16 protein-coding genes are annotated in these 17,026 nt (G+C 65.3%); 11 read left to right on the forward strand and 5 right to left on the reverse strand.

The window, feature by feature from the left end; all coding sequences use genetic code 11:
- Window position 1: 1 nt before the first annotated feature.
- Genes OHD62_RS19605 through OHD62_RS19620 form a run of 4 tightly spaced genes read right to left on the reverse strand, consistent with a single transcriptional unit; the run spans window position 2 to window position 4,951 of the window.
- Window positions 2-706 carry an ABC transporter ATP-binding protein gene (locus OHD62_RS19605; protein WP_263785041.1) on the reverse strand — a complete coding sequence of 235 codons (705 nt, stop codon included), beginning with the start codon at window positions 704-706 and terminating at the stop codon, window positions 2-4.
- A gap of 4 nt (window positions 707-710) precedes the next feature.
- Window positions 711-1,877 (reverse strand): ABC transporter substrate-binding protein, encoded by a 1,167-nt coding sequence (locus OHD62_RS19610; protein WP_263785043.1) that lies wholly within the window; start codon window positions 1,875-1,877, stop codon window positions 711-713.
- A 45-nt stretch (window positions 1,878-1,922) separates the two neighbouring features.
- Entirely contained in the window at window positions 1,923-3,785 is a 1,863-nt protein-coding gene (locus tag OHD62_RS19615; protein WP_263785045.1) for a branched-chain amino acid ABC transporter ATP-binding protein/permease, read from the reverse strand.
- Window positions 3,785-4,951, reverse strand: a complete 1,167-nt coding sequence (locus tag OHD62_RS19620; RefSeq protein ID WP_263785047.1) for an NAD(P)/FAD-dependent oxidoreductase — start codon at window positions 4,949-4,951, stop codon at window positions 3,785-3,787. Before OHD62_RS19620 ends, OHD62_RS19615 begins: the two co-directional genes overlap by 1 nt.
- A 154-nt stretch (window positions 4,952-5,105) precedes the next feature.
- Between OHD62_RS19620 and OHD62_RS19625 the strand changes: the two genes are divergently transcribed.
- Genes OHD62_RS19625 through OHD62_RS19645 form a run of 5 tightly spaced genes read left to right on the forward strand, consistent with a single transcriptional unit; the run spans window position 5,106 to window position 10,156 of the window.
- Entirely contained in the window at window positions 5,106-6,101 is a 996-nt protein-coding gene (locus OHD62_RS19625) for a MurR/RpiR family transcriptional regulator (protein ID WP_263785049.1), read from the forward strand.
- Complete coding sequence (locus OHD62_RS19630; RefSeq protein WP_263785052.1) at window positions 6,098-6,745, forward strand: cysteine hydrolase family protein; 648 nt, start codon at window positions 6,098-6,100, stop codon at window positions 6,743-6,745. Before OHD62_RS19625 ends, OHD62_RS19630 begins: the two co-directional genes overlap by 4 nt.
- Window positions 6,742-8,064 (forward strand): glutamine synthetase, encoded by a 1,323-nt coding sequence (locus tag OHD62_RS19635; RefSeq protein WP_263785054.1) that lies wholly within the window; start codon window positions 6,742-6,744, stop codon window positions 8,062-8,064. The genes OHD62_RS19630 and OHD62_RS19635 overlap by 4 nt, the downstream gene beginning before the upstream one ends.
- Window positions 8,064-8,843, forward strand: coding sequence for an N-formylglutamate amidohydrolase (locus tag OHD62_RS19640; protein WP_263785056.1), 780 nt, complete (start codon window positions 8,064-8,066; stop codon window positions 8,841-8,843). The genes OHD62_RS19635 and OHD62_RS19640 overlap by 1 nt, the downstream gene beginning before the upstream one ends.
- Window positions 8,840-10,156, forward strand: a complete 1,317-nt coding sequence (locus OHD62_RS19645) for an aspartate aminotransferase family protein (RefSeq protein ID WP_263785057.1) — start codon at window positions 8,840-8,842, stop codon at window positions 10,154-10,156. Before OHD62_RS19640 ends, OHD62_RS19645 begins: the two co-directional genes overlap by 4 nt.
- 9 nt (window positions 10,157-10,165) lie before the next feature.
- Here OHD62_RS19645 and OHD62_RS19650 read toward each other — a convergent pair whose 3' ends face one another.
- Window positions 10,166-10,930, reverse strand: coding sequence for a hypothetical protein (locus OHD62_RS19650; RefSeq protein ID WP_263785058.1), 765 nt, complete (start codon window positions 10,928-10,930; stop codon window positions 10,166-10,168).
- 144 nt (window positions 10,931-11,074) lie between these two features.
- Between OHD62_RS19650 and OHD62_RS19655 the strand changes: the two genes are divergently transcribed.
- From OHD62_RS19655 to OHD62_RS19680, 6 genes are read left to right on the forward strand one after another with little or no spacing between them, the layout of a single operon-like run.
- Window positions 11,075-11,698, forward strand: a complete 624-nt coding sequence (locus OHD62_RS19655) for a DUF4129 domain-containing protein (RefSeq protein WP_263785060.1) — start codon at window positions 11,075-11,077, stop codon at window positions 11,696-11,698.
- On the forward strand, window positions 11,695-12,894 hold the full coding sequence (locus OHD62_RS19660) for a DUF4350 domain-containing protein (RefSeq protein ID WP_263785063.1): 1,200 nt from the start codon (window positions 11,695-11,697) through the stop codon (window positions 12,892-12,894). Before OHD62_RS19655 ends, OHD62_RS19660 begins: the two co-directional genes overlap by 4 nt.
- Complete coding sequence (locus OHD62_RS19665) at window positions 12,881-13,837, forward strand: AAA family ATPase (RefSeq protein WP_263785064.1); 957 nt, start codon at window positions 12,881-12,883, stop codon at window positions 13,835-13,837. The genes OHD62_RS19660 and OHD62_RS19665 overlap by 14 nt, the downstream gene beginning before the upstream one ends.
- Window positions 13,834-15,144 carry a DUF58 domain-containing protein gene (locus tag OHD62_RS19670; RefSeq protein ID WP_263785067.1) on the forward strand — a complete coding sequence of 437 codons (1,311 nt, stop codon included), beginning with the start codon at window positions 13,834-13,836 and terminating at the stop codon, window positions 15,142-15,144. Before OHD62_RS19665 ends, OHD62_RS19670 begins: the two co-directional genes overlap by 4 nt.
- Window positions 15,141-16,172 (forward strand): stage II sporulation protein M, encoded by a 1,032-nt coding sequence (locus OHD62_RS19675; RefSeq protein ID WP_263785069.1) that lies wholly within the window; start codon window positions 15,141-15,143, stop codon window positions 16,170-16,172. Before OHD62_RS19670 ends, OHD62_RS19675 begins: the two co-directional genes overlap by 4 nt.
- Entirely contained in the window at window positions 16,159-17,025 is an 867-nt protein-coding gene (locus OHD62_RS19680) for an RDD family protein (protein ID WP_263785071.1), read from the forward strand. The genes OHD62_RS19675 and OHD62_RS19680 overlap by 14 nt, the downstream gene beginning before the upstream one ends.
- Window position 17,026: the final 1 nt, after the last annotated feature.

Here is a 17,026-nt window from a genome sequence, read left to right on the forward strand (position 1 = left end):
GTCAGGCTCCGAGATAGGCTTGGCGGACGAGGTCCGAGCTGGCGAGTTCTTTCGCCGTGCCCGACAGCACCACCTCGCCATTAGCAAGGACGATGGCGCGATCAGCGATCTCAAGTGCCAGCGCCACGTTCTGTTCGACCAGCAGGATGGTCAGGCCGGTGCGGCGCAATTCGGCGATCAGGTCGAAGACGGTGTCGATCAGTTGCGGGGCAAGGCCGAGCGAAGGTTCGTCGAGCAGCACCATGCGCGGCTTGCCCATCAAGGCGCGCGCGATCGCCAGCATCTGCTGCTCGCCGCCGGAGAGGTTGCCGCCCTTGGCGCGGTGGTAGCGCCTGAGAATCGGGAACAGGTCCAGCATCTCCTCCTCGCGCGCCCTCGCCTCCGGAGCCGACAGGTGCACGGCGCCGCCGAGACGCAGATTGTCGGCCACGGTCAGGCCGGCAAAAATGCGCCGGCCTTCGGGCACCAGCGACACACCCTTGCGAGCGATCGCCTCCGGCGCCAGGCCGGTGATGTCGACGCCGTCGAAGACCACCTTGCCTGACGCGGCCGGCACCAGCCCGGCGATGGCGCCGAGCGTCGAGCTCTTGCCGGCGCCATTGGCACCAACCAGCGCGATGATCTCGCCGCTGTCGACGGCAAGGTCGACGCGGCGCACCGCCTCGACTTCGCCGTAGCGTATTTTCAGGGCTTCGACGCTCAGCATGATGTCACGGCGCCGGCACGTCGGCGGCGTCGGGGATCATGGTCTGGATGTGCTTGCCCTCGCCGCCCTCATAGCGCATCAGCGCCACGGGTCTCAGCGGCATGCGGTCGGTGCCGGCATAGGTGATCTTGCCTGTGATCCCCTCGAAATCCTTGAGGCCGGCAATGGCGTCGCGGACCGCCTTGGGATCATCGGAGCCGGCCGTCTTGACCGCTTGGTCGAGGATCAGGCCGATCTCGTAGCCGTTCACCTCATAGGTCGATTCCGGCGCATGTCCGGCATATTTGGTGAAGGCGGCGTTGAAGGCTTCCAGCTTGCTGCCCGGCTCGGCGTAGCCGGCCGCCGTATAGACGACGCCGTCGACCAGCTTGCCTAACCCCTTGATGGTCGGCGTGCCGATGGCATCGGCGCCATAGACCGGAATGGTCACGCCAGCGCCGCGCAATTGCTGGATGAAGGCCGGGAAATCGGGCTCGTAGGCGGCCGTCATGATCAGGTCAGGCTGGTCAGCCAGGCCCTTGATGTTGGTGATCTCGGCGGAAAAGTCCGGCTGGCCCATGGTGTAAGTGCCGCGGCCGGCAATGGCGCCGCCCTTCTTCTCGAACACCTTGCCGAAATATTCGGGCAGATTGGCGGTGTAGGTGGAATCCGGCGACGTCAGCAGAAAAACCTTCTTCTTGCCTTCTGAGATGGCGAAGTCGGCGACCGCGGTCGCCTGCACATTGTCGGCCGGATAGGTGCCGAACATGACGTCGCCGACCGCGGCGGTGAGCACCGGGGCGGAGCCGCACAGCGTCAATGTCGGAATGCCGAGCGGCTGGGTGAGCTGGCCGGCCGAGATCGAGGGATCGGCGTCGCAAGGCGTGATCATGATCTTGGCGCCGGCGTCGATCAGCTCCTGGGCGACTGTGGCGGTCTGCGCGGTATCGGAGCGCGTGTCCTTGATCACAAGCTTGACGGTGTATTTGCCGGCGAGACCGCCCTTGGCGTTGAGTTCGTCGAATGCCATGCGCAGGCCGGCAAGCGCCGGCTGGTCGTAAGGGGCGAGGCCGCCGGTCTGGGCGGTGGCGGCACCGATGATGATCTCCTCGGCTCTGGCTGTCGAAACGGCAGCAATGCCGAATACCGCCGCATAGAGGGCGGCGCGGTGAAGGCAATAAAGCGTTGGCATGTCGGTTCTCCTTCTGGATTTATTATCGTTGGCTGTCGTTGTGGGTCATGCGGTTTCGTTTGCGGTGGCTTGACTGGCGGTCTTGGCGCGGGCGGTGCGACTGCCGAGATAGGCGGCGATGACGGCAGGGTTGTTTTGCACCTCGCTTGGCGTGCCGTCGGCAATCACGCGGCCGTGGTCGATGACGACGATGCGTTCGCAGAGATTCATCACCAGCCGCATGTCGTGCTCGATCAGCACGACGCCGATGCGGCGCTCGGCGCGGACCGCCGACAGGATCGAGACCAGCTCGGCGGTCTCGACCGCGTTCATGCCGGCGGCCGGCTCGTCGAGCAGCAGGAAGCGCGGCTTCAGCGCGAGCGCTCGTGCCACTTCCAGGCGGCGGCGCTGGCCATAGGCAAGCCTGGCCGCCGGCTGATCGGCTGACTTCTCCAGCCCCATGCGCGAGAGCTCGCGCATCGCCGCCGCCTCGGCCTGGCCAAGATCCGGCTCGACCTGGCGGGCGGCGACAACGACGTTTTCCAGCACCGTCATAGCGGGGAAGACGCGGATGTTCTGGAAGGTGCGGGCAACGCCCGAACGGGCGAAGCGGAAGGCGGACGCCGCTCTCACCGCGCCGCCGATCGAGACCGTGCCGGCGCTCGGTTCGACATCGCCGGCCAGCATGTTGAGCAGCGTTGTCTTGCCGGCGCCGTTCGGACCGATGATGCCGGTGATGCTGTCGGTGTCGAAGGCGAGCGTCACGTCGTCGACGGCGACGACTCCGGCATAGCGCCGCGACAGATGGTCGGCCGCAAGGCGGTCGTGCTCGACATGCAGCGGGGGCTGAGCCGAAGCCGGTACTGCTCGACCGCCGGGCCGGCGCAAAATGTTCAGCTCGCGCTCGCCGAACAGGCCGGTCGGCCGCCGCCAGATGACCAGGATCATGGCGATGGCAAGCACGCCCTGGGTGAGCCCGAACAGCACCGGCAGATGCAGGCCGAACATTTCGCCGCCGCCTTCGAAGCGGCGCACGATTTCAATCACGGCAATGGTGACGACAACGCCGATGAAGGCGCCGAGCGAGGAGTTCATGCCGCCGACGATCAGCATGGCGAGCAAGGTGAAACCGAGGTCGAAATAGAAATCGCGCGGCGAGAATGCGCCAAGGAACTGCGCCATCATGGCGCCGGCGGCCATGGCGGCAACCGCGCCCACCACCCAGGCGGCCAGCCGCGCGGTCCGCTGGTCGACGCCGACGGCGGCGGCACCGCGCTCGTCATTGGCGGCGGCGCGCGTGGCAAGGCCGAAAGCCGTTTCCCGAAACAGCCTTGCCGCCACCAACGCCACCGAGGTGATGCCGGCGGCAGTCCACAATCCGACTTCGCGCGGGACGCCGTAGAAAGGCTGGCTGCCCCGCGTGATCTCGCGGCCGGCGACCAGCAGCGTGTAGACGATGATCAGCATGGCCAGCGTGGCGATTGACGCGCTCGATCCAGTCAGCCGCAGCAAAGGCGTGCCGGTTAAAAAACCGATGACGACCGCAAGGACAAGCACCACGGCGAGTGCAGCGAAGAAAGAGAGTTCATAGCCAGCGAGGAATTGCGGCAGATCGCGCAAAGCCGTGCGCTGCAATGCGGCCGGCATGGTCAAGATACCGGTGGCATAGGCGCCCAAACCGACAAAGGCGGCGTGGCCGAAAGAGACGATGCCGCTGTTGCCGGAAAAGATCTGCAGGCCGAGCACCGCCGTCAGCATGATCGCGGCATAGGTGACGACGCGCTGCATGGCGGCGCCGCCGAACAGGAAGATGATGAGCGCGGCCAGCAGCAGCACCGCCACCATGCAGGCGGCATCCGCGCTGGCATTACGGAAGGCGGCCGGCATCAGGGACCGTGCCCTGCGCTCGCTCATCGCGACCTCGGCCATCACGCCGCCTTGAAGCGGCTGGGCGAGAATGGCGCCAGGATGGGCTGGGCGCCTTCGGTCACCAGCTTCGCGATCGCCTCGCCCACCGCCGGGCCGGTCTTGAAGCCATGGCCGGAAGAGCCGGCCGAGACGAACAGCCCGTCGACGCCTGGCATGGCGCCGATGACCGGCAGGTCGTCGGGGCTCATGTCGTAGAGCCCGGCATAGCCTGGGCGGATACCGAGCTCGGCCATCGCCGGCACCCGCATCGCGAAAGTCTCGAGGATCTCGACCGATTCCGCTTCCTCGACGCCTTCCATGTAGTCATCGGGATTGTCGACGAAACGCGGACGGCCGGCATGCTCATGGCGCAAGCCGGTGCCGCCACCGGCCCAGGTGCCGGCGAGGATGACGCCGTCATTGTCGGGCCGCGCATAGTTGCAGGAAATGTCGTCGCACCAGGCGAAGGGCATGACTTTCCGCGCCTTGCCGGCGGCGTCGAGCACCGCCATCGGATGACGCTCGACATGTAGCGGCAGATCGAAGCCGACCGTCGCCAGCAGGCGGCGTGTCCACGGCCCGGCGGCGAGCACCACGGCATCGGCCTTCAACACGGTGCCGTCGGCGAGCGCGACGCCGCTGATACGGTCGCCTTCCTTCACCAGCCGCTCGACGAGCGTGTTCTGCATGATTTTGGCACCGCGCGCCTTGGCGGCGCGGGCGATCGCATTGGTGGCGCCGAAGGCATCGGCATAGCCATATTCGGGTTCCCACAGCGCCAGCGCGACATTGTCCAACGCAAAGCCCGGTGCCGCATCTCCGAAGGCTTGCGGCGACAGCGTTTCGATCAATGCGCCCTCGCCGCGAATGCGTTCAGCGGCAGCCTTCCAGCTCGCTTCATTGTCGTTGCCGCATACCCACATCATGCCGACTTCGGTGACGAAGGAGCCCTCGCCAACGATCTCAGGCAGCGACACCAGTATCTCGCGGCCGCGAATGGCGAGCTGTGACAGTTCCGGCATCAGGTAGAAAGCGTGCAGCAGCGCTGAAGACTTGCCGGACGGCCCGCCGGCGGGATGGGTCTGCTCGACCAGCGTCACCGCCACGCCAGCCTCGGCCAGATGATAGGCGGCGCTCGATCCCACAATACCCGCGCCAACGACGATGACGTCGCTTCCGTTCCGCATGGCTGTTCCCCACAGTCTCTTGGCTACTTTCGAACAAGCTAAGACCAGTCGTTCGATTATGTCAATATCTCTTCATTGTTGACCGAAATCAAAATCCCTGTAATAAACTAAACACAACGAGGCAGAGAGCCCAACACGGATTTCGGGGAGGCCAATGGCGATACGCGATGTTCTGATGCGACAGGATTTGGCGCTGACGCCGTCGGAGGAAAAAATCGTCCGGCTGCTTCTGACCGACTATCCGACATCCGGCCTCGGCACCGCCTCGGCGCTGGCGCGGCGCGCCGGCGTCAGCGACCCGACCGTGGTCAGGCTGGTGGTAAAGCTCGGCTATGAGGGTTTTCCGGATTTCCAGGCCAAGCTGCTGGCCGAGGTCGAGGCAAGGCTGCATTCGCCGCTGCTGATGATGGAGGCCAAGCGGCCGTCCGGCGCCGAAGACAGCGCCATCCTCGCCTATCTCGGCTCGGTCAGCACGGCACTCGAGAAATCGGTCAGCCTGACGCCGCTGCAGAGCTATGATCGCGCCGCCCGCCTGCTAATGGAGACAAAGGGCGAAGTTGCCCTGCTCGGCGGCCGTTTCAGCCGCCATGTCGCCAGCATGTTCGCCGGTTACCTGCTGCAGTTCAGGCCGGGCGTGCGCGACATCGGCACATTGTCGGCACAGGCCTTCGACACGCTGGCCGATCTTGGCCGTCGTGACGTACTCGTCGTCTTCGATTACCGCCGCTATCAGTTCGATGTCATCGAATACTCCAGGCAGGCAGCGGCGCGTGATGTCCACATCGTGCTGTTCACCGACCAATGGCTGTCGCCGATCGCCGATCTCGCCGAGGTCACCATCGTCAGCCCGCTCGAAGTCGCCTCCCCATATGACACCCTGGTGCCGGCGATCGCGCAAATGGAGGCGCTGGTCGCCCACATCATCTCGACGCTGAGCGACGCCGCCCGCGAACGCATCGAGCGGCTGGAGGAGATACGGCACGCCAATGCCGTGACCCTCGACAGCGCAGAAGAGAACAGAAGGGCGGAAGAAAGCGGGGCACGCGGCACGCCCGGACCCAAATCAACCCAAGCCAACTCAGCCCAAGCCAAGTCAGCCCAGGCCAAATCAGCCCAAACCAAATCAGCAAAGCAGGACCAGAAAGCATGAGCCAGCCACTGCCCGAACGAAACGAACCCTTCCGCGCCGGCGAAACCGCGCTGCTTCTGGTCGATATGCAACGCGTCTGGCTGGAGCCTGGCGCCGACCCGGGGCACCCCGAGCGTGGCCCCGATCATTATTTCTACAGGCAGACAGCGTCGCAGACGATCCCCAACCAGGAACGCCTCTTGGCGGCAGCCCGTGCCAACGGCGTCGAGGTCATCCACACCATCATCCAGAGCCTGACGGAAGACGGCCGCGACCGCTCGCTCGACCACAAGCTGACGCCAATCCATATCGCGCCCAGCCTGCCGGAAGGCCTGCCGGTGCCGTCGCTGGCGCCGGTCGGCGATGAGATCATGCTGCCGAAGACGTCGTCCGGCATCTTCAATTCGACCAATGTCGACTATCTGCTGAAGAACCTCGGCATTCGCTACCTCGTCGTGGTCGGCGTGCTCACCGATCAATGCGTTGACATGACGGTGCGCGACGGCGCCGACCGCGGCTACCTCATAACCTGTGTATCCGACGCCTGCGCCACCATCACCCAGGAACGCCACGACATCGCTCTCAAGGCATTCGGCGGATATTGCTGGGTCACCGACACCGACACGGTCGTCGCCCGCTTCGAAGCCTTGGGAAAAGCTGCATGACATCGACCGTCGAACCTCTCGTTGCCGTCGTCACCACCGATCTTTCCGCCATCACGCGCGGCCGCTCGGTGGTCGAAAGCAAGCTGCAGAAGATTGCCGCCACCGGCGTCGGCTGGCTGCAGGCCAATCTGTCGCTGACGCCGTTCAATTCCATCGTCGATCCCAATCCCTGGGGTTCGTCCGGCGACGTGCGGCTGCTGCCCGATCTCAATGCGCGCTTTCGCACGACGCTGACCGGGTCGGCGACGCCCTTCGACATGGTCGCCGGCAACATCGTCGAACTCGACGGCAGCCCATGGGTCGGCTGCACGCGCACCATGCTGATCGACGCGCTGGCGGAGCTGAAGGCCGCCACCGGGCTTTCCGTCATCGCAGCCTTCGAGCACGAATTCCACATTGCCGACGCCGGTTTCGCGCCGGGTCACTCGATGTCTTTCGCCGCGCTGCGCCGCGCCGACCCGTTCGCGCCCAATCTGATGGCGGCGCTGGAGGAAGCAGGCGTTGCGCCCGAAGTGGTTATCGCCGAATTCGGCAACGAGCAGTTCGAGGTGACGCACGAGCCGACCGATGCGCTTGCCGCAGCCGACCGTGCCGTCGCCATCCGCGAGATCACGCGCGAAATGGCGCGCATCGCCGGCTGGCGCGCTAGCTTCACGCCCAAGGCAGCCCCCGATGCCGTCGGCAACGGCGTCCACATCCATTTCAGCTTCGTCGACGAGGCCGGCAAGCCAGCGACCTACGATCCTGAGGGTCCGGGCGGTCTGTCCAGCCGGGCCGGCGCCTTCTGCGCCGGGGTGTTGCGGCACCTGCCCGGGATCATCGCCATGACGGCGTCGAGCGTGTCGTCCTACTACCGGCTGAAACCGCATAGCTGGAGCTCGTCCTATACCTGGTTGGCCGACCGCGACCGCGAGGCGTCCCTGCGCATCTGCCCGACGGTGACGATCGGCGGCCGCGATCCGGCCAGGCAGTACAATATCGAGTATCGGGCGGCCGACGCGACCGGCAATCCCTACCTGTCGCTGGCGGCCATCGTGCGCGCGGGACTCGAAGGGCTGAAGGCCAAGCTGCCAACGCCGCCGTTGGTGACTGGCGATCCGACGCTGATGAGCGAGGCGGAGCGCACCAAGCTCGGCCTCGTGCGGCTGCCGGAAACACTGCCGGCGGCGCTCGATGCGCTCACTGCCGACAGCACCGTCACCGGATGGTTCGCGCCTGTGTTCGTCGAGACCTTCGTCGGCCTCAAGCGGCATGAGAGCGAGCGCCTAGCAGGCCTCGATCCCGTGGCTGTCTGCGATCTCTACCGGACGCTCTATTGATGGCCTTCCAGCATGAAACCGGGCCTAAGAAAGGTTGGCCGGCAGCCGTCGAGGTGCTCAACGAGAACGGGCGCTCCGATATCGTGTTTTTGTGCGAGCATGCGTCGAACCATATGCCGGCCGAATATAGCCAGCTTGGGCTCGATGCCAGCCATCTGCAGCGTCATATCGCTTGGGATATCGGTGCCGCCGAGGTGACGCGCCTGCTGTCGGCATTGCTCGACGCGCCGGCCTTCCTCAGCGGTTATTCGAGGCTGCTGATCGACCTCAACCGGCCGCTCGGGACCAGCGGTAGCATTCCGGTGCTGTCCGAGGACACCGAGATTCCTGGCAATGTCGGGCTCGATGCGGCCGAGCGCGCAAAGCGCGCCGAGATCATGTTCACGCCCTTCCACGATCGGGTCGCCGCCCATCTCGACCGTCGCGCGAAGGCGGGCCGACCGACGCGGATCGCCACGATCCACTCCTTCACGCCGGTCTTCCTCGGCAAATCCAGGCCTTGGCATGCCGGTGTGCTTTACGCCGGCGGCAAGGATTTCGGCGAAGCCATCCTTGCCGGCTTGCGCGTCGACACAGCGCTCAACGTCGCCGCCAACGTGCCTTACGTGATCAGCCGGGACGCCGACTATGCTGTTCCGATCCATGGCGACGATCACGGCATCCCCGCCGTTCTCATAGAAATCCGCCAGGATCTTCTGGCGAACCGCTCTGGCATCGAGGCGTGGGCGAACCGCCTGGCTGCCGCCTTGCCCAGGCACCAAAAGGAGAATGCTTCATGAGCAATCTCAGCTTGCGCGAGCGCGACGCGGCAACCATCGCTCAAATCGGCAAGCTGCGCTTCTCACCGCTCAGCCTCATTGGGGGCCGGGGCAACCGGCTGATCGAGGAAGGCGGACGCTCGCTGCTCGATTTGTCGGGTTCGGCCGGTCCGGCCATTCTCGGCTACGGCCACCCAGCCATCGTCGAGGCGGTCGAAGCCTCGATCCGCGACATGGCGGGCGCCAGCCTCCTGCTCTACCCGAACGAGCCGGCGGTTTCGCTGGCCGAGCGGCTGCTGGCGATCACGCCCGGCAATGGTGAACGCCGCGTCTGGTTCGGCCATTCCGGCTCGGATGCCAATGACTGCGCCGTGCGTGTGCTGCAGGCCGCCACCGGCCGCTCGCGCTTCATCTCATTCATCGGCTCCTATCATGGCAATCTCTCCGGCTCGATGGGCATCAGCGGCCACACCGCCATGACCCACACGCTGCCGCGGCCGGGCGTGCTGTTGCTCCCCTACCCCGATCCCTTCCGGCCGCAGTTCAGCGCCGAGGCCGTGCTTGCCCTGCTCGACTACCAGTTCGAGACCACCTGCCCGCCGCATCAGGTGGCGGCCGTGTTCATCGAGCCGCTGATGTCGGATGGCGGGCTGATCGTACCGCCGCCGGGTTTCCTCAAGGCGTTGCAGGAGCGTTGCCGCAAGCACGGCATCAGGATCGTGGTTGACGAGGTCAAGGTCGGGCTGGCGCGCACGGGCATGATGCATTGTTTCCAGCATGAAGGCCTGACCCCTGACCTCGTCGTCTTCGGCAAGGGCATTGGCGGCGGCCTGCCACTGTCGGCCGCCATCGGCCCGAAGGAGATCATGGACCACGCGCCGGCTTTCGCGCTGCAGACGACCGCCGGTAACCCGGTGGCGACCTCCGCTGGCAATGCGGTACTTAAGGCGATTGAAAGCGAAGGGCTGGTCGAGCGCTCGGCACGCGTCGGCGCGCTGTTCTCAGACGGGCTCAGGGCGCTCGGCACAAAACACGAGATCATCGGCGATGTGCGCGGTCGTGGCCTTGCCGTCGGCATCGACCTGGTCAAAGGCCGTTCGACGCGCGAGCCCGTGGCGCCGGCGACGACGGCCAAGATCATCTATCGCGGCTACGAACTAGGCGCTGCCTTCACCTATGTCGGACTGAAGGCCAATGTGCTCGAATTCATGCCGCCGCTGACGCTGACCGAGGACGAAGTGACCGAAGGCGTGGCGATTGTCGATCAGGCGATGGCCGATGTCAGCGCCGGCAAGGTTTCCGACGCGGATGTCGCAACGTTCATGATGTGGTAGATCGGCCCGCTATGAGAAGATTTCCGCCAGTTCGTCGACGCTGGTGCCTTCCTTGACCTGCCGCAACTCGACATAGCTGACCGCCGGGGCGACCGATGTCACCACGGACACGACTGATGTCACCAGGGCGTCCAGGATGAGAGCCACGGTCATGCCGAAGATCGTGACGAGTTGGCTCAGCACAAGCTGGATGGCGATCGCGGCAATGATCAGGACAATCCAGAATCCGAACAGCGCCCAACGGCTGCCCTTGGTGAGGTCGCGGCTGCGCTTCATACTGCCGAACACCCCCAGCCGCTCCTGAACCAGAACCGGCACGGCGACCGACCAGCGAAGCCACAATATGATGCCGGGAACGATGAGGAGCATGAAACCCAGTCCCGCGCCAAGCGTGACGAGCACCGCAATGCCTATCACCGGCAGCAAAAGAGAGAGCGCAGTCCCGATGCAATCGCCTATTGCAGGCCGCTTGCCGTTCAGATCCTCGATGGCCGCGCGCACCAGTGCCGCCTGCAAAATGGCGGCCAGGACCATGGAAACCAGTACGACGACGACCGTGACGGTGGCGCGTTGGGCCGAGAATTCCGGGGCGGCTATCCCGATGCCGGTCACCGATTGCCAGATCCAAAGCTGATAGAGGAGTGTTGGCAAACCCGAAAACAGCACTGCAAGCCCGAGGCAAAGAACGGGATTTCGGCTGATGACCGCAAAGCTGTCGTTGAAAACCCTGCCGATGCGAAACTTGTCCGGCCGCTCGCTCGCGATTGAAGCCATATATATTATCCCCTGCTTATAGATATATGCAATCAGAAAGTATAATTCGCCAGGATTGATACTTGTGGTTGGACGCGCTTGCAATTGTCTTGCAGCATTGCCAGTGTCCGCGTGGAACCGCAGGTTGCGTGGGGGAGCGGTGAAGTGGCAGCGGCAGAGCCGGACATCGGGGGGCTGGTGGAACTGCACAAGCAGTTGCTTGCGGACGATTCGATCCAGTTCGATCTGCCGGCCTATGTGCCGCCTAAGCCACCCGATTGGCTGAAGCCGTTGCTGGACATGTTGTCGAGCCTCGGTCCCTACATGATCTATCTGTTCTGGGGGGCGGTGATAACAGGCGCCGCGATCATCCTGCTGCTGATTGTCCTTGAGCTGAAAGGGGTCGCCTGGCGCCTGCCGTGGCGGCGGACCGGGCAGGAGATCGAAGCGGAGGAGGCGTGGCGCCCCGATGCCGGCGCCGCGCAGATCCTGCTGTCGGAAGCCGACGCGCTGGCGGCGCGAGGCGACTATGATGAAGCAGTCCATCTCCTGCTTCGCCGCAGCGTCGCCGACATCGCCGGCCGGCTGCCCGATTTCCTGCGCCCGTCGCTGACGGCGCGCGACATCGCCAATGCCCCTTCCCTGCCGGCAAGAGCGCGCCACGCATTCGGCGATATCGCGCGCATCGTCGAGGCCGCGCTGTTCGCACGCAGGCCGGTCGGCGCCGACGGCTGGCAACAGGCGCGCGGCGCCTATGAGCGTTTCGCCTTCCGGGATGCCTGGACATGAGCGCACCGGCGATCGAGGCGCAGGAACCGTTCAATCGAAGAACGCTGTTCTGGGGGATTTTCGCCAGCCTGCTCGCGGCGGCGGGTTTCTTCCTGCTGTCCACCTATGCTCCCGACTTCCGGCAACCCAGCGATGGCGGGGCGACGCCGCTGTCCAGCGGTGGCACTGGTTATGCAGGGCTGGTGAAATGGCTGCGCCTGACCGGCGATTCACCGTCCATGGCGCGTAACGAAAGCGACCTGACCCAGGCTGATTTGCTGATCGTCACCATTTCGCCCGACAGCGACCCGGAAGCGCTCGGCCGTATCCTCGAGCTTCGTGAGGAACTGGCCACGCTGTTCGTGCTGCCCAAATGGCAGACCATGCCCTTACGGCAACATGAGGGATGGGAGATGAAAACCGAGCGGCTGCCCGATTCGGTGGTCAACAGCTGGCTCGGCCGGATCGCCAACGCGAAGCTCGGCAATGGCGAGAGCACGGTAAAGCAGTTCGATGTCGCGGGCCAGATGGTCAACGTTCCCGATCAGGTGCAATGGGTGGCCGACCAAACCCCGCTCATTGCCGCCGGCAACGGCAAGGCCGTGCTGACCGAGGTGGAAGACAAGCCGTTCTACATACTGACCGACCCCGACCTGATCAACAATGCCGGGCTCAAGGATCCCGACAAGGCGGCCGCAGCGCTGAATCTGATCGCCTTCCTGCAGCCCGAAGAAGGCCCTGTCATGTTCGACCTGACGCTGCATGGCGCTGGCCGCAAATACGATCTCGCCAAGCTTTTGGTCGAGCCGCCGTTCCTGGCGCCGACATTGACGATCCTGATCGCGGCGGCGCTGGCGTTCCTGCATGGCCTTGGCCGTTTCGGCCCACCGCGTACCGAATTGCGCGCCATTGCCTTCGGCAAGCGCGCCCTGGTGGATACGACGGCAATGCTGTTACGGCGCGCCGGGCGACTCGAGGAACTGGGAGACCGCTATGCGGCCCTGGCACGGGTGCGCGCCGGCGCGCTGCTGGGAGCACCGCACGGGCTGCAAGGAGAAGCGCTCGACCATTGGCTTGATTCCCGCGACAAGGATGAAGCCAAGGGATTCACCGCGCGGGCGCAAGCCGCCGGTGAGGCGAAAAACCTGACGCAAATGAACGAGGCAGCGGAGCGGCTGCACGACTGGACGGCAAGGAGGCTTAGTGAACGTCGATGATGTGAAGACCCTGGCGACAGCGATCAGGGAAGAAGTGGCCAAGGCGATCACCGGGCAGCACGACACGGTCGACCTGATGCTGACCGCCCTGTTCGCCGGCGGACATATCTTGCTGGAGGGACCGCCGGGCACCGCCAAGACGATGACGGCGCGCTGCTTCGCCCAGGCGCTGGGCGTCGCCTATGGACGCATCCAGTTCACCCCGGACCTGATGCCCGGCGATATCGTCGGATCCAACATCTACAATTTCCAGACCGGGCAGTTCACGCTGACGCGCGGCCCGATCTTCTGCGACCTGCTGCTCGCCGACGAGATCAACCGGACGCCGCCCAAGACCCAGGCGGCGCTTCTGGAGGCCATGCAGGAGCATGCGGTCACATTCGACGGCACCACGCATGCGCTTGGCCGCAACTTCATGGTGGTGGCGACCCAGAACCCGATCGAACACCAGGGCGTCTATCCCCTGCCCGAGGCACAGCTCGACCGCTTCCTGTTCAAGCACCGGGTCAGCTATCCCGACGCGCAAGAGGAACGGGCCATCGTCGTCCATCACGGCGGCGGTTCCGCTTCGCATGACATCGCGCAGTATGGCATCAAGGCGCAGACGGACCGCAAGACGCTGGAGAAGGCACTCGATACTGTCGGCTCCGTCACGCTTGTCGACGACGTCGTCGGCTACATCGTGGCGCTGGTGCGTGCCACGCGCGAAAGCCCGGACCTGGAAGTCGGCGCCAGCCCACGCGCGGGCGCCATGCTAGCCAGGGCAGCTCGGGCGCGCGCAGCACTGGACGGGCGCGCCTATGTGATCCCCGACGACGTCAAGGCGCTGGCGGTACCGGCGCTGCGCCATCGCGTCATCCTGTCGCCGGCCGCCCAGATCGACGGCCGCCTGGTCGAGCAGATCGTCTCCGACCTTGTCGACCAGACGGAAGCGCCACGTTGATCTATCCAAGCGGCCGAGCGGTGTGGGCGGCGGCAGCAGGCGCGGTGCCGGCCTTCCTGGTCGCGCTGGCGCTGCCGTCGCTCTGGTATCTCGGATTGCTGTGGATCTGTGTGCTGCTCGCTTTCCTGGCGGTGGACGCGGCGGCGGGACGCGGGCGGGCATCGTTGGCCGCCAGCCTCGACGCGCCACCGCAAGTCGGCATCGGCGGCGAGTTCACCGTCCACGTCGCCGCACGCTTCTCAGGCCGGCCGCGCGCCCTGCAAGCGCGCGTCGGCCACGATGAACGCCTGGCGCCGCTGAACGGCACCGGCGGCGCCCTGGCCCCGACCGGCGATGGCGGGTCGCTCGACCTTCGGTTCCGGGCGCTGCGGCGCGGCGTGGCCAGCTTCGACCGTCTGTGGCTGCGCTGGCGCGGGCCGTTCGGACTGGTCTGGAACCAGGTAATCCTGCCGATGGAAAGCAAGGTTGCAGTGCTGCCCGATGTCAGCGACGCGCGCGACCAGGCCATTACGCTGCTGCAGCGTGAAGCCTTGCCCGACGGCCACGCACAACGCCGGGCCGGCCAGGGCCGGGAGTTCGAGGCGCTCAAGGACTATCAGCCCGGCATGGGCCGACGGATGATCGACTGGAAGCGCAGCGCCCGCCACGGCAAGCTTCTGGCGCGCGAGTTCCGCATCGAGGAAAACAACAACATCGTGCTGGCCATCGACAGCGGACGCCTGATGTGCGAGCCGGTCGACGGCGTACCAAAGGTGGACCGGGCCGTGACGGCCGCCTTGCTGTCAGCGTTCATCGCGCTGAAGGGCGGCGACATGGTCAGCCTGTGCGGCTTCGATGCGCGGCCACGCATCGCCAGCGGCGCGGTGCGCGGCTCCGCCAGTTTCGCGATGATCCAGAAGCTGGCGGCGGAGATCGACTATTCAAACGAGGAGACCAACTTCACCCTGGCGCTGACCACGCTCGCGGGGCGGCTTGACCGACGCTCGCTGGTGATCATCTTCACCGATTTCGTCGATCCGATCAGCGCGGAGTTGATGCTGCGCACCGTCGGCCGGCTCACCGAGCGGCATCTGGTGCTGTTCATGCTGACCAGGGATGTCGAGTTGGAGACCCTGGCCGACATGCCGCCAAAGTCCGGCGAGGATGTAGCGCGCGCCGTCGTCGCTGGCGGACTTCTGCGCGAAAGGCAGGTTGTCATCGGCCGGCTGCGGCTGCTTGGCGCGCATGTGATCGAGGCCGACCATCAAGAGCTCGGGCCTGCGCTGGTCGAGCGCTACCTGCAGTTCAAGCGGGAGGATCTGTTGTGAACGCGCCAGTGCCCGGCAATGCTGTACGCGGTAATGCCGTACGCCAGTCGCTCGCCAGCTTCCGTCGGGAGCGCGAGGCCGACTGGAAGGCGTTGGAGGCGCTTCTCGCCCGGGTCGAGAAGCGCGCGCCGCGAACCTTGTCGGAAGAGGAGCTGCTGTCGCTGCCGCTGCTCTACCGGTCGGCGCTGTCTTCCCTCTCGGTGGCGCGAGCGACCTCTCTCGACAGCGCGCTGGTGGCCTATCTCGAATCCCTGTCGCTGCGGGGTTATTTCTATCTCTACGGGGCACGCCGCGGGCTTGGACAGCGCATCGCCGATTTCTTCCTGCACGATTGGCCCGGGGCGATCCGTGATCTGTGGCGCGAAACGCTGGTGTCGGTGGCGCTGATGCTGATCGGCATCGGCGCTGGCGCCTGGCTGGTGGCGTCCGACAAGGATTGGTTCGACGCGATCATTCCCTCAGGCCTGGCGGGAGGCCGCGGCCCCGATGCTTCGGCCGAGTTGCTGCGCGGGATGCTCTATGATGGCGACAATGGTTTCCTGTCGGGTTTTGCCGCTTATCTTTTCACGCACAATGTCCAGGTCGCGATCCTGGCCTTTGCGCTTGGCTTCGCCTTTGCGGTGCCGACGGTGCTGCTGATGCTGTTCAACGGCTGTATGCTGGGCGCGATGTTCCAAGTCTATTGGGCAAAGGGGCTTGGCATGGAACTCGGCGGCTGGCTGGCCATTCACGGCACCACCGAATTGTTCGCCATCGCGCTGGCGGGTGCCGCCGGCATGCGCATCGGCACGCGCATCGCCTTTCCCGGGGAGTTGACCCGTATGGCGGCGGCGGCCAATGCCGGGCGCGTGGCGGCGACCGCGATGGTGGGCGTTTCGGTCATGCTGCTGTTTGCCGGACTGCTCGAGGGCATCGGCAGGCAGACGATCACCAGCGATGTCACGCGCTATGCCATCGGTGGCGGCATGCTGGCGCTGTGGACCGGCTATTTCTACCTGTTCCTGGCGGTGAAGAATGGCGACCGCTAGCCGCCCCGCGCTGGCGACCGTCCGCTCGCTGATCACGCCTGAAGGCGTCGATCTGCGGATAAAGCTGGCCGATGCCGGCACGCGGGCTGCCGCCTTCCTGCTCGATGTAGTGTTCATCGCCACGGCTGCCATCGTGGTCACGATCGTCGCGCTGTTCGGGCTGAGGGGGCTTGGCTCCGGCGAATTGCAACCGCTCTTCGTCGTCTGGATCATCCTGATCTTTTTTCTGCGCAACGTCTATTTCATCGCCTTCGAAGCCGGCCGGCGCGCCTCGACGCCCGGCAAGCGGATCGTCGGCATCAGGGTGGCGTCGCGCAATGGAGCCGGCCTGTCGGTCGATCAGGTCATCGCCCGCAATCTGATGCGCGAGATCGAGGTGTTCCTGCCGCTGTCGATCATCGCGGCGCGCGGCGGCACCGGCGTCGCCGATACGCTGACGACGATCTTCGGGCTGGTATGGGCGCTTCTCTTTTCCCTGTTTCCGCTTTTCAATCGCGACCGCATGCGGATCGGCGACCTGCTGGCGGGAACCTGGGTCGTCGAGGCGCCGAAGCGCGCACTGATGGAGGATTTGTCGGCAAGGCAGGATCCGGTGGCCAAGGCCTTTCAGTTCAGCCCAGCTCAACTCGACGCCTATGGCATCGCCGAACTGCACAAGCTGGAAGAGGTGTTGCGCCGCGACGATTATTTCGCGCAGAAAGCAGTGGCGGAGACGATCGGACGCAAGATCGGCGTGAAGATCGAGCCGATCGATTCCAAGGCCTTCCTGAGCGCCTATTACGGCGAGCTCAGGGCGCATCTCGAGCGCAAGCTGCTGCTCGGCAACCGCAAGGTGGACAAGCACGACCGGTGAG

Origin of the sequence: Mesorhizobium sp. YC-39 (genome assembly GCF_025753795.1) — a bacterium.
Lineage (GTDB): Bacteria > Pseudomonadota > Alphaproteobacteria > Rhizobiales > Rhizobiaceae > Mesorhizobium.